Origin of the sequence: Segetibacter koreensis DSM 18137, from assembly GCF_000374045.1 — a bacterium.
Taxonomy (GTDB): Bacteria; Bacteroidota; Bacteroidia; order Chitinophagales; family Chitinophagaceae; genus Segetibacter; species Segetibacter koreensis.
Genome location: NZ_KB893345.1, coordinates 1 through 14,491 on the forward strand (window position 1 = coordinate 1; position 14,491 = coordinate 14,491).

General features: G+C 38.6%; 13 protein-coding genes and 1 pseudogene. 10 read left to right on the forward strand and 4 right to left on the reverse strand.

Translation table 11 applies throughout. The annotated features are described in order from the left end of the window. Positions 1 to 262: 262 nt before the first annotated feature. Positions 263 to 544 (reverse strand): hypothetical protein, encoded by a 282-nt coding sequence (locus tag B154_RS0119170; protein ID WP_018615945.1) that lies wholly within the window; start codon positions 542 to 544, stop codon positions 263 to 265. Positions 545 to 553: 9 nt separating this feature from the next. After that, entirely contained in the window at positions 554 to 685 is a 132-nt protein-coding gene (locus B154_RS33655; protein WP_281166887.1) for a hypothetical protein, read from the reverse strand. A gap of 44 nt (positions 686 to 729) precedes the next feature. Between B154_RS33655 and B154_RS0119175 the strand changes: the two genes are divergently transcribed. The 3 genes and pseudogenes from B154_RS0119175 (at position 730) to B154_RS0119180 (ending at position 3,863) form a co-directional block, all read left to right on the forward strand. Beyond that, positions 730 to 2,988, forward strand: a complete 2,259-nt coding sequence (locus tag B154_RS0119175) for a choice-of-anchor tandem repeat GloVer-containing protein (RefSeq protein ID WP_018615946.1) — start codon at positions 730 to 732, stop codon at positions 2,986 to 2,988. Next, positions 2,979 to 3,203: pseudogene (locus B154_RS33985) on the forward strand (Ig-like domain-containing protein); the annotation flags it as partial. The gene B154_RS0119175 and the pseudogene B154_RS33985, both read left to right, overlap by 10 nt. Positions 3,204 to 3,284: 81 nt before the next feature. Continuing rightward, a complete protein-coding gene (locus B154_RS0119180; RefSeq protein WP_018615947.1) occupies positions 3,285 to 3,863 on the forward strand; it encodes an Ig-like domain-containing protein in 579 nt (192 codons plus the stop codon). A gap of 316 nt (positions 3,864 to 4,179) precedes the next feature. Here the strand turns inward: B154_RS0119180 and B154_RS30285 are convergent, their stop codons facing one another. After that, complete coding sequence (locus tag B154_RS30285) at positions 4,180 to 7,017, reverse strand: DNA polymerase III subunit alpha (RefSeq protein ID WP_071595311.1); 2,838 nt, start codon at positions 7,015 to 7,017, stop codon at positions 4,180 to 4,182. 230 nt (positions 7,018 to 7,247) lie between these two features. Here B154_RS30285 and B154_RS0119195 point away from each other — a divergent pair, with 230 nt between their 5' ends. From B154_RS0119195 to B154_RS0119210, 4 genes are all read left to right on the forward strand, one after another. Continuing rightward, complete coding sequence (locus B154_RS0119195) at positions 7,248 to 8,111, forward strand: helix-turn-helix domain-containing protein (RefSeq protein WP_245542625.1); 864 nt, start codon at positions 7,248 to 7,250, stop codon at positions 8,109 to 8,111. Between the two features lie 64 nt (positions 8,112 to 8,175). Beyond that, on the forward strand, positions 8,176 to 8,751 hold the full coding sequence (locus B154_RS0119200; RefSeq protein WP_018615951.1) for a DapH/DapD/GlmU-related protein: 576 nt from the start codon (positions 8,176 to 8,178) through the stop codon (positions 8,749 to 8,751). A 12-nt stretch (positions 8,752 to 8,763) separates the two neighbouring features. After that, entirely contained in the window at positions 8,764 to 9,822 is a 1,059-nt protein-coding gene (locus B154_RS0119205; protein ID WP_018615952.1) for an alpha/beta hydrolase, read from the forward strand. 7 nt (positions 9,823 to 9,829) lie between these two features. Continuing rightward, positions 9,830 to 10,312 (forward strand): (R)-mandelonitrile lyase, encoded by a 483-nt coding sequence (locus B154_RS0119210; protein ID WP_245542626.1) that lies wholly within the window; start codon positions 9,830 to 9,832, stop codon positions 10,310 to 10,312. A 115-nt stretch (positions 10,313 to 10,427) separates the two neighbouring features. On the opposite strand, the gene dinB is transcribed toward B154_RS0119210, so the two are convergent. Beyond that, entirely contained in the window at positions 10,428 to 11,684 is a 1,257-nt protein-coding gene (dinB, locus tag B154_RS0119215; protein WP_018615954.1) for a DNA polymerase IV, read from the reverse strand. A gap of 58 nt (positions 11,685 to 11,742) precedes the next feature. Between dinB and B154_RS0119220 the strand changes: the two genes are divergently transcribed. The 3 genes from B154_RS0119220 (at position 11,743) to B154_RS0119230 (ending at position 13,999) form a co-directional block, all read left to right on the forward strand. After that, the gene (locus tag B154_RS0119220; protein ID WP_018615955.1) at positions 11,743 to 12,138 is read left to right on the forward strand and encodes a DUF2225 domain-containing protein; all 396 of its coding nucleotides are present in this window, start codon (positions 11,743 to 11,745) and stop codon (positions 12,136 to 12,138) included. Positions 12,139 to 12,262: 124 nt separating this feature from the next. After that, positions 12,263 to 13,555 (forward strand): hypothetical protein, encoded by a 1,293-nt coding sequence (locus tag B154_RS0119225; protein WP_018615956.1) that lies wholly within the window; start codon positions 12,263 to 12,265, stop codon positions 13,553 to 13,555. Positions 13,556 to 13,567: 12 nt separating this feature from the next. Beyond that, positions 13,568 to 13,999 carry a hypothetical protein gene (locus tag B154_RS0119230; protein ID WP_018615957.1) on the forward strand — a complete coding sequence of 144 codons (432 nt, stop codon included), beginning with the start codon at positions 13,568 to 13,570 and terminating at the stop codon, positions 13,997 to 13,999. Positions 14,000 to 14,491: the final 492 nt, after the last annotated feature.

Here is a 14,491-nt window from a genome sequence, read left to right on the forward strand (position 1 = left end):
CGGCAGTTGCAGACTGTTTGTCTTTGCACTTATTACAACGCCGTATATGCTCCAGACCTGTCTTACTCCAGGATGTATTGCCACACTTTAAGCAAGTAAATTCCTTTTGCCATTTTAAACAACTCAGATATTTTAAACACTTTTCCTTGGTATCAAAATGCCTTGCAAACTCCAAAATGTCAGTACCTTTAAACATAATTAACTATAAATTTTAGCTAAGTTACTGATATTGCTAATATTATTAGTTTTAGTATTGGAGTATTTAAAGGCCTATTTCTATAAAGTGTTGCATAAGCCGCGCGAATGGAATCGGCTTGTGAAACGAAGGAAGGAAAGGTGAAATAGCCAATTGCTCATCAAAAGTGTGTTGTCCAGAAGCATGCGGAATATCACAAGTAACTCTTAAAGGAGTAATTTTTATTAACTGAGCATTCACAATGGCTGTTTCATTTGTCCCGGTATTGTACTCGATGTTTGATACCAGTCGCCACTTAAAGGAGCAAAAAGGGAAAGTTAGACATGAATGAAGCCTAATTAGCTCCATTTAACTCATTTAATTTCTTATAAATTGTACCTTTATTACTACTTCAGCGATTGCTTTCCATCCCCCGATTTGTTCATGAAGAACACCAAAAGTTAGAAGAAAAGTAGCCATACACCTACGGGCACCTGATCTGCGTATCATAAATCTAAAACTGAAACCTAATCATTAATCCAAAATAATTTAAAATGAAAAAGATTCTACTCGGTATTACCTGCTTTTTTGCTTGTATTTTATCGATACAGTCTCAGACTTTATACGGAGCCACAAGAATTGGTGGAAAGGATGGAGGAGGTACTATTATCAAATTTAAACCTACTACAAATAATTTAGCTGTTGCCAAATCTTTTGAAAACCTGGCCACCAGTCCAGACTATACAAATTTGATCCAGGCTGATGATGGAAAGCTATACGGTATGACCTCAGGAGGAGGAAGTGGCTATGGTGTTATTTTTTCTTATGATCCTTCCTCTTCCACTTATACAAGGCTGAAGGATTTTGACGGTATTGACGGTGCCTATCCCCGTGGTAGCCTTATGCAGGCTTCTGATGGAAAGCTATATGGGATGACATATTATGGAGGTAGCAGCTTCGGTATTTATTTTCACGACGGCCCCGGTGTTATTTTTTCCTTTGATCCTTCGTCTTCCACTTATCGAAAATTGATGGATTTTGATGGCACAAGTGGTAAGAATCCTTGTGGTAGCCTTGTACAGGCAAAAGATGGAAAGCTCTATGGGGTAACATCCAAGGGAGGAGGCTACCGCTATGATACTCCTCCCCCTGACGAGGAAGGCTACGGTGTTATTTTTTCTTATGATCCTTCCGCTTCCACTTATGCAAAGCTGAAGGATTTTGACCCTGGTTTTGACGGTGCCTATCCCCAAGGCAGCCTTATGCAGGCAAACGATGGAAAACTGTATGGTATGACACAGTCGGACCAGTGGAACGGGCCAGGCCATATTTTTTCCTTCGATCCTTCCACATTAACTTATAAAGATCTTGGTAGTACCGGTGGCTCTAATCCTACCGGCACCCTTATGCAGGCAAACAATGGAAAGCTGTATGGTATGACGAATGATGGATGCGATGCAGGGAAGGGTGTTATTTTTTCCTTTGATCCTACTTCTTCCAGTTATACAAAGCTTAAGGATTTTGATGGTACGAATGGTGGTCATCCTCAGGGTAACCTTACACAGGCGAGAGATGGAAAGCTATATGGTATGACGAATGCTGGAGGCCACGGAGGTAAGGGTGTTATTTTTTCCTTTGATCCTGCCTCTTCTACTTATAGTAAGCTAAAGGATTTTAACGGTAGCAATGGTAGTAATCCTATTGGCAGCCTAATGCAGGCGAACGATGGGAAGCTATATGGCATGGCGCGGGGAGGAAACGTGAACGCAGGTGTAATTTTTTCCTTTGATCCTGCCTCTTTCGCGTATAAAAAATTGAAGGATTTCGGCAGTAATGAAAGTGGCAGCTATGTTACGGGAAGCGTCATCGAGGCAAAGGATGGAAAGCTGTATGGTATGACACAGTCCGGGGGAAGCAGCGGTTTAGGTGTAATTTTTTCTTTTGATCCTACCTCTTCGACTTTTATAAAGTTGAAGGATTTTAATGGTACAGATGCTGCAAATGGTCCTTCATATCTTTATTATGGCAGCCTTATCCAGGCAAACGATGGAAAGCTTTATGGCATGACAAACGGTGGGGGGAGCAGTGGGTATGCGGGTGTTATTTTTTCTTTTGATCCTTCCACTTCCACTTATAAAAAGTTGAAGGATTTTGATGTCACTAATGGTAGTTCGCCTACTGGCAGCCTGATACAAGCAAGCGATAAAAAGCTATATGGCGTGACGTATTATGGGGGAAGCAGTGGGGGTGGTGTTATTTTTTCTTATGATCCTTTGTCTTCCACTTATAAAAAGTTGAAGGATTTTGACGGTATTAATGGTGCCCATCCTTTTGGCAGCCTTATTCAGGCAAGCGATGGAAAGCTATATGGCATCACGTATTATGGAGGAAGCGGCAGTGGTGTAATTTTTTCCTTCGATCCTTCCACCTTGACTTATACAAAGCTGAAGGATTTTCGCGGCAGCGATGGTGCCTATCCTGGAGGCACCCTTATGCAGGCGACCGATGGAAAGCTATACGGTATGACGTCTGCAGGAGGAAGAACGAACCAGGGTGTTATTTTTTCCTTCGATCCCCCCTCGTCCATTTATGCAAAGCTGAAAGATTTTCGCGGCAGCGATGGTGCCAATCCTCGAGGCACCCTTATGCAGGCGACTGATGGAAAGCTATACGGTATGACGTCTGCAGGAGGAAGAACGAACCAGGGTGTTATTTTTTCCTTCGATCCCCCCTCGTCCAGTTATACAAAGTTGAAAGATTTTAATGGAATTAACGAGCTAGTCCTGATGTCGGTTCAGCCTTTATTGAGGTAAAGGACAACCAAAATAAAGCTCCCACCGTTAGCCTTTCCATTCCTGATAATATTGTAAAGTACACTGGACCTGCAAGAATAAAACTTAATGCTACGGCAACAGATTCAGATGGCAAAGTAACTAAAGTTCAATTTTTTATTGACAGTGCAAAATTTCATACTGAAACCGGATCTCCTTATGGTTTCTTATGGGATGGCGTACCTGTCGGTAATTACACTCTCACTGCTAAAGCTTATGATAACAGCGGCAATACTGCTACTTCTAACAGTATCAAGGTTACTGTAGTAGAGGAAGATGTGCCACCTGTAGTAAGCATTGTAACACCGGCAGATAGTTCCACCTTTAGCCCTCATTCCAAAGTTCATATAGTCGCCAGGGCAAAAGACCCTAACGATAGAATAAGCAAAGTAGAATTTTATATAGGAAAAACATTGATACGAACAGAATATTATTATCCCTATACCTGTTGGTGGCGTAATGTACAGCCAGGAACCTACACGATTACAACAAAAGCGTTTGATGATAAAGGACTATCAGCGACCTCTGAACCGGTAACAGTTAAAGTAACATCACAGGATGCATTAATAGTAAGCAAGAGGCCTTCTTCAGAACAAAGTAATGCAGACCTTAAGGGATTGAAGTTATATCCCAATCCCTCAGGAGATGTGGTAACTATTTCAGCAACAGGGCTGCGAGTAAACAAACCATTGACAATACCAGTTATTTCATCCTCAGGAGTTGTGATGAAAACTATTCATTCAAATACAACTAATAGAATTATACAATTGAAAATAGCATCACTTACGCCTGGAGTTTATACTGTAAAACTGATAAGTGGAAATGAGGTAATGTATAGGCAATTTATAAAGTTGTAGAAATCAAAATGAGCTGAAGCAAGTGTAGTTGTGAAAAAACATGGTATAGAACTAGACTTACCAATTTCAGCGGAAGCATCACAAGGGTGATATTAAAGCTACGCAAAGAAGCCTGAAATCCCAGAGACTTTCAGGCTTCTAATAGTTCCACAGAGGCTAGGTCATAAAATTTACTCCCTCTCCACCGCCCCGTGCTCAACTTCGACATGCCTTTTCATCAACTCATTCGCCTTTTGCCCTCTATCCTTAATCCCCACCTTCTTACAATAACTTACCTCAACCGTAAACACCCCAAACTCTTCCACCACTTTACCTTTCATGCTATAAAACCCTTTTCCTGTAACAGGGTAACGAATGGCGGTTTGAGGAAAGCAGACAGCATCAAGCCAATCACCTTTGGCATCAATGAAAGTATGGAAGTACATGTATCGTTCTTAATAGTACGGACAGGCTTTGTTACCACCAGGTAGCCTAATACATTCACTTCCTTTCCTAAATGCTTTTCAATTTCATCGGCAGGTAAGTATTTATTGGGATCATCATCTACGAGTTCAAATAGATTGCATAGCGGAAAGCCAAGCAATTCAATTTCATCAATAGCATCATCAAGTGGTTGTTGGTTTAAAGCAGGTAAATGAAATGATACAGGAGCTTCTTTAAAAAGCAAGCTGTCAACATTATGCTTACTACTTTTCTTTTGCAGAAAGTTCGCTTCCCATAATAGCTCCTTTTTGTTCTTGCCTGAAAAACGGAAAGCGCCTATGCGAATAAGAATATTAAGTTGTTCAATGCCTGGTTTAATACGCTCTATAAAATCCTGCAAGTGGTTATAGTTTCCATTCTTCGTTCTATCATCAATCATTTCTAATATCAATGCTTCTTCCAAACCCTGCACATGTATAAATCCCATATGTACATCATTACCATTAATGGAAGTGAGATAGTCACTTCCATTAACACAAGGAAGATGTAATGTTGCTCCTGTTTTCTTCAACTCATGGAAGTACAATTCTCTTGAATAAAAGCCACCTAAGTTGTTGATAACTGCTACCATAAATTCCATCGGGTAATAGGTCTTTAAAAACAGGCTTTGATAACTTTCAACAGCAAAGCTAGCCGAATGTGCTTTTGAAAAAGAATATCCACCAAAACTTTCTATCTGTCGCCATACTTCATTCGTTATCTCGTCTGGATATTCTCTTTCCTTGCACAACCTGAAGTACTTTTCCCTGATCTGTTCAAACTGTTTATGTCCACGATACTTGCCACTCATTGCTCGTCTTAACACATCAGCTTCTGCCATATCTAACCCTGCAAAATGATGAGCAACTTTTATAACATCTTCCTGGTACACCATTACTCCATACGTTTCCTCCAGCAGTTCTTTCATATTTGGATGCAGGTATTCAAACTTATCAGGATTATGAAAGCGATAAATGTATTGTTTCATCATTCCGCTTTGTGATACTCCGGGACGAATAATAGACGATGCAGCAACCAATGTTATATAATCATCGCATCGTAGCTTCTTCAACAGTTGCCGCATACCAGGACTTTCGATATAAAAGCAGCCAATCGTATCGGCATTTCTTATTTGTGCAGCAACCTTTTTATCTGTCTTGAATTTTTCTATATCATGTATGTTGATAGATAGCTGCTTGTTTTCCCTGACGAGTTCCAGCGTTTCTTTGATATGTCCAAGCCCTCTTTGCGATAGGATATCTAACTTAAATAATCCGATCTTCTCTGCAACGAACATATCAATTTGAGAAGTATGAAAGCCTTTTGGTGGAAGTTCTGTAACTGAATAATGATAGATAGGTTCATCACTTATAAGCATACCACCGGCATGAACACTTAGATGGTTAGGAAAGTTCTTAATGAGGTTACCATAATACAATATCTGCTTTTGAATTTTATCATCCTTCAGCTTTGAACCTTCCAACTGATCTATCTCTTCTTTCGGTAAGCCAAATACTTTTCCTAACTCACGAATAACAGCACGGTTTTGAAAGGTTACATAAGAACCTAATAAACACACATGCTCCCTGCCATAACGTTTGAAGATATAATCAATCACTTCATCCCGGTCCTTCCAGCTAAAGTCAATATCAAAGTCAGGAGGGGAGGAGCGATGAGGGTTTAAGAAGCGTTCAAAATAAAGGTCTAGTTCAATAGGGTCAACATCTGTTATTTGTAAGCAATAAGCAACAATAGAATTTGCGCCGCTTCCCCTGCCTGCATGATAAAAGCCTCGGCTTTGTGCATACCTGATAATGTCCCACGTGATAAGGAAGTACGCATTAAACCCTAAGTCATTAATGATCTTTAACTCCTTAACAACCCTGTCTTTTGCTTTTTTATTCTTCGTTCCATAACGGTGCTTCATTCCATCAACAGCCAGTTTTTCAAGCAATACCCTGTCATCTTTTTTGTCTGCCGAATAAACTTTCTTTGTTTTATCTGTATGAAATTCTATATCAATAGAGCAGCGATCCAGCACCTTTAAGGTGTTGGTAAGAATGGAGGGATATTGTGCGAAATCTTTAACAAGTGAAGATTGCGGTACAAACTTTTCATGCGGCTTTGCTATATCTTTTTCCTCCTGTTTACTTAGTATAATATTCTTATCGATTGCTCTTAGCAACCGGTGAACATTATACATGGTTTTGTCTTTAAACGTAACCGGTTGCCGTATTACATATTTATCAGGAAAGGCATTTACATTAAGGTTATACAATTTATTTATTTCTGTTGGTTGTATCCCTATCAATTCATTACTCCTAAGTTCTTCAGGCTGCAAAACATTTAATGCATATATCACCAACACATCTTCACTAAACTCATGACGAACAGGAAAATCAGTTTTTGTATGTATATGTTCAGAAATAAAACGGTTGATTTGTTGAAAGCCATTGTTATTTTTCGCCAGCAAAATATACAGGAAAGCACTATCGTTTCTGATCTCTGCACCTGCAACCGGTTTAATTGCATTTTGTTTGCAGTAATCAACAAAGTCCCACACATCACATGTACTGTTGATATTCGTTAATGCAATTGCATTAGCACCTACTTCAACCGCAGTCTTTACCAGTTCTTCTGTTTCAAATGTGCCATATAAAAAGCTGAAGCGTGTTTTGCAATTGAGGTACATGTATCAGTTTGAGTTTTGTGTTTTAGGTTTAGCGTTTTGTTTTGTCGCAATTATTTCATTTGCAGTAGAAAAAGTAAAATTACTAAACAATTTAGCAAAAAAAGGATTGTTAGTAAGTTTACATTTAAGCAGAAGTGAGGAAAGAAGGTTAATAATTTAAACAATAGCATCGTTTTAATAAATCCCTGTGTTTTGATTTCCTTAACTTTGTTACCATGCCAGACAAAAGTGTGCGACAGCTTTCGCAGTTTAATAACGAACTAAAGCTAAAGGGATTTAATGTTTTCCAGATAGAGAGTGATGGCGCTGCTACACGTATATATAGCCGAAAAGATTTCTATAAAATCTGCCTAACAACTGGTAAGAGTAAAATCCATTACGCTGATCGAAGCTTTGAACAAGAAGGCACGATTTTGTTTTTCGGTAATCCGCATATCCCTTATTCCTGGGAAACGATTTCAACTTCTTATGTAGGATACACCTGTCTTTTTTCGGAAGGGTTTTTTAAAACATCAGAACGATCGGAGAGCCTGCCACACTCTCCGCTTTTTAAGATTGGCGGCACACCTATTTTAAAGATAGACGAGCCGCAGCGCTTGTTTCTGAATACCATCTTTCAACGGATGATAGAAGAACAAAAGAGTGACTACGCCTATAAAGGCGACCTGATGCGCAACTATATCAACCTGATTATTCATGAAGCCCTGAAACTCCAACCGTCAGAACACTTTGATCAACATAAAAATGCAGCAGCGCGGTTAACTTCTGTTTTCCTTGAGCTCCTGGAAAGGCAGTTTCCTATCGAGAGTTCCGATAATCCTTTGCGACTAAGAACAGCGCAAGACTTCGCCCATCACCTTCATGTACATGTTAACTATCTTAACAGGGCGGTAAAGGAAGTTACAGGCAAATCAACAACTACCCATATCACAGAAAGGATTGTTAGTGAAGCTAAGGCGCTCTTACAACATACGGGCTGGAACATTGCCGACATTGCTTATGCACTTGGTTTTGAATACACTACCTACTTCAATAACTTCTTCAAAAAGCTCACGGGTACGAACCCTAAAACATTAAGGTTACAAGAAGTTTGAAATTCTTACTTATTGGTTTGATTATCGTAATCCATAGATGCATTAACTGAAAGAACTTTGTGGTATGGTATCAAATCAGTACAGTCCAAACATTTTTGAACGGCTATGGAAGGGGGAAACAATCTCGGCTACCGACCCTGAAGTATACAGACTACGGGAAGCTTCTTTTGCTACAAAGAAGTTATTAGTTCAAATGAATAACTCTTCTGACCCCGCAGAAATCAGGGACTTACTAAGCCAAATCACCGGTTCAAAGATTGATGAAAGCGTTGCGGTTTTCACGCCCCTGTATATCAACTACGGAAAGCACACCAAAATTGGCAAGAACGTCTTTATCAACTTTGATTGTGTGTTCCTTGACTTAGGAGGAATTATCATTGAGGATAATGTTTTGATTGCCCCCAAAGTCAGCCTTTTATCCGAAGGACATCCCATTTCCCCCAACGAAAGGCAATCGCTTGTTCCCGGGCGTATTCACATCAAGAAAAATACATGGATTGGTGCAGGCGCTACATTACTGCCCGGCGTAACCATTGGTGAAAATGCTGTGGTAGCAGCCGGAGCTGTGGTTTCAAAAGACGTGCCTGCTAATTCAATTGTTGGTGGTGTACCAGCGAAAATTATCAAATCAATTCAGTAAAACAGTAGAGATATGAAAAACATAGTAATTGGATTTCTCCTGTCACTTTTTTCACTAGGACAGGCTTATTCGCAAGCATCACAAAGTGTAAATACAAACAAGATGAAAGACACACAAGAAAACGGCGGCTATACTTTTAAGCTAAGTGATAAAGTGACAAGGCAAAAAGTAACGTTCAAAAACCGGTACGGAATTACCATGACTGGTGATTTGTATCTTCCGAAAGACAGTGGTAATAAAACCTTGGCTGCACTTGCCATTAGTGGACCCTTTGGTGCGGTGAAAGAGCAATCTTCAGGGCTGTATGCAAACCAGATGGCCGAACGTGGATTTGCTGCTCTGGCATTCGACCCATCTTATACAGGTGAAAGCGGTGGTGAACCAAGAAACGTAGCTTCACCCGAAATCAATACCGAGGATTTTAGTGCAGCAATTGATTTTTTAGGATTACAGAAAAATGTAGATAGAAACCGTATTGGGGTCATTGGCATTTGCGGGCTTGCAGGCTTTGCCTTGAATGCTACCGCAGTTGATAAAAGAGTAAAAGCTGTTGCTACTACCAGTATGTATGATATGTGCCGGGTTACATCACAAGGATACAACGACGTTGTAACACCTGAGCAACGCTCCAAAACGCTGGAACAATTATCACTGCAGCGTTGGCAGGATGCACAGCAGGGAACACCCGCTCCCTCGACCGCCAATCTGCCCCAAAAATTACAAGGCAATGAGCCGCAGTTTGTAAAGGATTATTTTGACTATTACAAAACCCCTCGTGGATTTCATCCAAGGTCAATTAATTCTAACGGTGCATGGACAATGACCAGTTCTCTATCTCTAATGAATATGCCCATTCTCACCTACATTAAAGAAATATCTCCAAGACCCATGCTCCTGATTGCAGGAGAAAAGGCTCACTCCCGTTATTTCAGCGAAGATGCTTATAAAGCCGCTGCTGAGCCAAAAGAGTTAATGATTATACCGGGTGCAGTTCACGTTGATTTGTACGACAGGTTAGACAAAATTCCTTTTGCCAAACTCACGTCTTTCTTCACGCAAAATCTGAAATAAGATGAAGATGAATACAGGATTAAGGCTTGCAGCAGTTTTTATTGCCTTTCTATTTCAAACTACATTAAAAGCGCAAACAATGAATACCAAGGAAAATCAAACCACCACAAGCATTTTTGCGAAAGGGGAAAAAGCAACCCAAAACTTTACAGGCACTGCCTGGGTAAAAACCCTTGTCGCCAACGACGATACCTTAACAACCATAATTAGCAATGTTATGTTTGAAGCCGGTGCAAGAAACTATTGGCATACACATCCAGCTGGTCAAATTCTTATTTGCACGGAAGGTACGGGGTACTACCAGGAAAAGGGAAAGCCTATTCAAACACTTTACGCTGGTGATGTTGTGAAAATATTGCCGGGCGTAGAGCACTGGCATGGTGCTTCTCCCACAAGCAGCTTTACCCATATTGCTATCAATGTTAATACAGAAAAAGGAGTCGTGAACTGGTTGAAGCCAGTGACGGATGAAGAGTACAACAGCAAGTAAAATTTTAACACGGAAGAACATTTAGCAGCACGATAGTGTTTTACTTCAAATTGTAAGGTATGAAGCGACTACTTCTTCCCAGAGCAAAAAATTATTTGTAATGTAATGCTAGTCTTCACTTGAACTGTCTCAACCATCTTTCTACTTTGAGCTTATCATCCCTCTTTCCATTAAATCCCGCTGCCCGTATTAAAAACTGTTCACCATACTGATGCTTTATACTATCTATTGCCTTGTAAAGGCTAACCGTTTCCTCTGTATCATCAAATAGAGTTATCTGGTAGTTGCCGGGAACAAGATGGCTGAAACGAACACCAATAAGCCTTACCAGTTGCCGCCTTTTGTACAGTTTAGTAAAAAGTTCTTTTGCTTTGGCTAACAACACATGATCTGCTGCAGTATATGGTATTGTTGCCTGTATTGTTTCTGTTTGAAAATCACTATAACGAAGCTTAACTGTTATGCATCCTGTAAGCTTGTTGGTGTCACGGAGCTCAAATGCGATCTTTTCAGTCATTCGCGCCAATTCCTTGTGTAGAAAATTGATATCAATAGTATCACTTTCAAAGGTGTTTTCAGTGCCAATGCTTTTTTGTTCATGATAAGGGACGATGGGAGTTTCATCTATACCATTTGCCCTTCTCCATAATTCTATGCCGTTTTTGCCCAGCAGGTTTGTCATCATCTCAATTGGTATCTGGCTAAGAATTCGAATTGTCTCGACACCCATTTGTCTTAGTAATTCACTTGTTTTGGTTCCTACCATTGGCATTTTATCAATCGACAAAGGAGCTAAGTATTCCTTTTCTTCCCCAAACGGTATTTCAATCTGTCCATGAGGCTTTACCTCGTTGGTCGCTACTTTACTTATTAGCTTATTAGATGAAAGCCCGTAAGAGATACTTAAACCACTTTCTTTTTCAATTGTATTTCTTAATTGTTGAGTGTATTTGGAGCAGCCAAAAAACTTGTCCATTCCACTCATATCTATGTAAAATTCATCAATAGAGGACTTTTCAAAAAGCGGCACCTGCGCTGCAACAATATCAGTAACGAGCCGTGAATACTTCGAATAGCTATCCATATCGCCGCGAACAATAAAGAGCTCTGGACAAAGTCTTTTAGCCAGCCTGACAGGCATAGCACTTTTTACTCCAAACTTTCTGGCTTCATAACTGCACGATGCAATTACCCCCCGATCACTGTGTCCACCCACTGCGATAGGCTTTCCTTTGAGTTTGCTGTTTTTTAAACACTCAACAGAAACGAAAAAGCTGTCCAGGTCGAAATGAGCAATATGGCGGATGGACGATTTAATAGCGATAGTTTTGAAAAGTAAAATTACTAAATATTTTAGCAACTCTTCTGCCATAACTTTTCCCCATTTTACTTAGGAGTCAAAAGAATAGAGCTTTTATTAATTTTACTTAATGGCAGAACCAAAAACTACAAAGAATTTTTTGGAGGAAGGAAAGGAAGCCGAAGGCGCACAGAAATTAGAGCTGGCTGTAGAAATATATGAAAAGATATTGAAGGATGACAGTTTAAACACCGAAGCATATGACCGGTTGATGATTGTTTACAGAAAGCTTAAAGATTACAAAAACGAGTTGGCGATTGTAGATCGAGGCATTAAAGCGTACCAGGATTATTATAATTCGAAAACAAGCAAGTCAACGAAGGTTATTGAGCTAAGCAATAAGCTTGCAAAATCGTTTGGTTTAATTGATAAGAAAGGTAATACGACATATGATCCGGAACCTATTGGTAAATGGAAGAAAAGACGATTAGGGATTGAGAAACGGCTGAAGCCAAAAAAGAAGTGAACTTAACCAGGAGAAAGTCAGAACAATTGCGGAGCTATTTTTTTAAATTATTGCATAGCAATTCTATTTCATGTGTCATTTGAAATTTGGAAAAAGGGTTCTAATTTTAAGCAAATGTTACCAGATGAAACGTTTTTTGCCTATACTATTTGCCACTATTTTCTTCCTTTCCTGTAATAAAAATATTGAACATAATAATTCTAAACCCTCCTATGTTGCTAATATACAAGCAACTTTAAAAGATAGTTTAACCGGGAGCGACTATTCTAATCTCGATCTTTCCCGGGCAGTAGAAACTAAAAAAGACAATGCAAGCCGTTTCTTTAGGATTCCTTTTACCGCGACAAAATTTCCAGAAAAATTTATTCTTCTATATACTGATACTGCAGGTAAAATATTAAATGGCTTAATAATTCAACTTCGTCAACTTGAAGCAAATAATATTTCTAAATATTCATATAATGGAACAATTGAAATTCGCTATTTAAATGGAGCAATTAAGCTAATTTCTGAAGTTAAAAATGGCTATATAGGTGCTCTTAACACCGATCCCATAGCTCGACCTCTTGTAGTTCCGCAGGCAAAGGAAGAATATCCTGAAATAATTGTCGATTGGTATTATGGCGGTACGCCCTATATAAATTCATCTGCTTTTTTTGGATTTAATTCAGGAAGTCGTTCTGTTAATTATAGCTCAGTTGCCGCTAATGAAGATAATGAAGGGGATCAAGGCTCCCGTTCAAATAATCAAAATAATAATGACGATGATGAAGAGCTCGTTGATTTTGAATTTATTGATAATTTAACTCCTATTGATGTATCCAAATACCTTAAATGCTTTTCAAATATTCCCGATTATGGCGCCACTTGTTCTATTGCAATTCTAGTAGATATTCCTGTAGATGACAATCCAAATTCGATTTTTGATTTTAAGCAAGGAGCAACCGGCCATACTTTTTTGCAAATTACAAAAACAAACGGTGGGCAAACGGTCACTCAAAATATTGGTTTTTATCCGGTCACGACCTGGAAAATGCTATTTACTGAACCTGTCAAAGGTAAGTTTGTAGATAACAGCGAGCATGAATTTAATGCAAGTTTTAAAATGGATATAACTCCATTACAACTGAATAATACATTAAATCATATAATTCAATTATCTACTGTAAACTATGATATTGACGATTACAATTGCACAGATTATGCCCTCGATATTTTTAATTATTCGCGAATTGGAAATCCTCTTCAAATAAAAAAAAATCAAATACCAGGAGGCCGATCTATAAATGGAAGCAGTACACCGGGGGCCTTGTATAATACTTTGAATGTGATGAAGCTATCAGGCAATGAAAGTAATAATATTAAAATAGTTGGGGGGAAAGATTTTGCAATAGATAGTAATGGGCCTTGTAATTAAAATTTAAAAACTATGAAAATCGTAAGAATAATAACTCATCCATATACGGTAATTATTAGTTTTTTTATTATTCTGATAAACGGGGAAGCCTGGGGAGGGTTTTTCCTTTTATACTTATTGTTAGGGTTACCTTACGGTGCTATTCATTCAGTTCTTGCACTTGTTGCAATTATCATATTAATACTAAACCTTCACAAATACAGAAGAAGAGAAACTATTAAAGCGTGCCTATTGGAAATTTTGGGAGTTCTGTTACTATTACTCTCTCTGTTCCTGTTTTTCTATAATGATACAACACATTATAATTATGGAACATTTTATTTTCTGGTACCCGTAATTACCTTGGGCCTTTTTACAATACTTGCAGTTTCTTCCTTAATTATGAATATTGTAGCTATTTATAAAATATCTACAAAGGAGCATTTTCATAATCTCAATTCCTGAATATTAATCAAAAGGTGGCTTAAAGCATCCAGCAAAAGAAAGATGACACCTGCTTCACTTGATTAAATATTACTTATATCGAGAAATCTAAAGGGAAGCTTTTGAAAGAACAATTATTAAAAGAAGAATAAAAATTCCACGCCTTTTATATAGTTTTTATTTGTGCATCTTCCACTTATTAAGTATTGAAATTATGGTAGTTGCTACTTGAGCACGCCTATAAAATACGTTTTTTCTCTAATAATAAAAAGGTATCATTTGATACCTTTTTTCTAAAATATTGTATATTAATTTTGATACATGANGATGGAGTTGCGNGNATACTCCTAAAATNAACGAGTTATGGAAGCAATACTAAGATTGGTTGACTCCATTCAACCGGCATCCGACGAGGTCAAATTTCAACTAAGAAACGCTCTTAAAGAAAAAACGGTTGGAAAAAATGAATCTATTTTAAAAGCGGGACAGGTATCGAAATATATATACTTTATT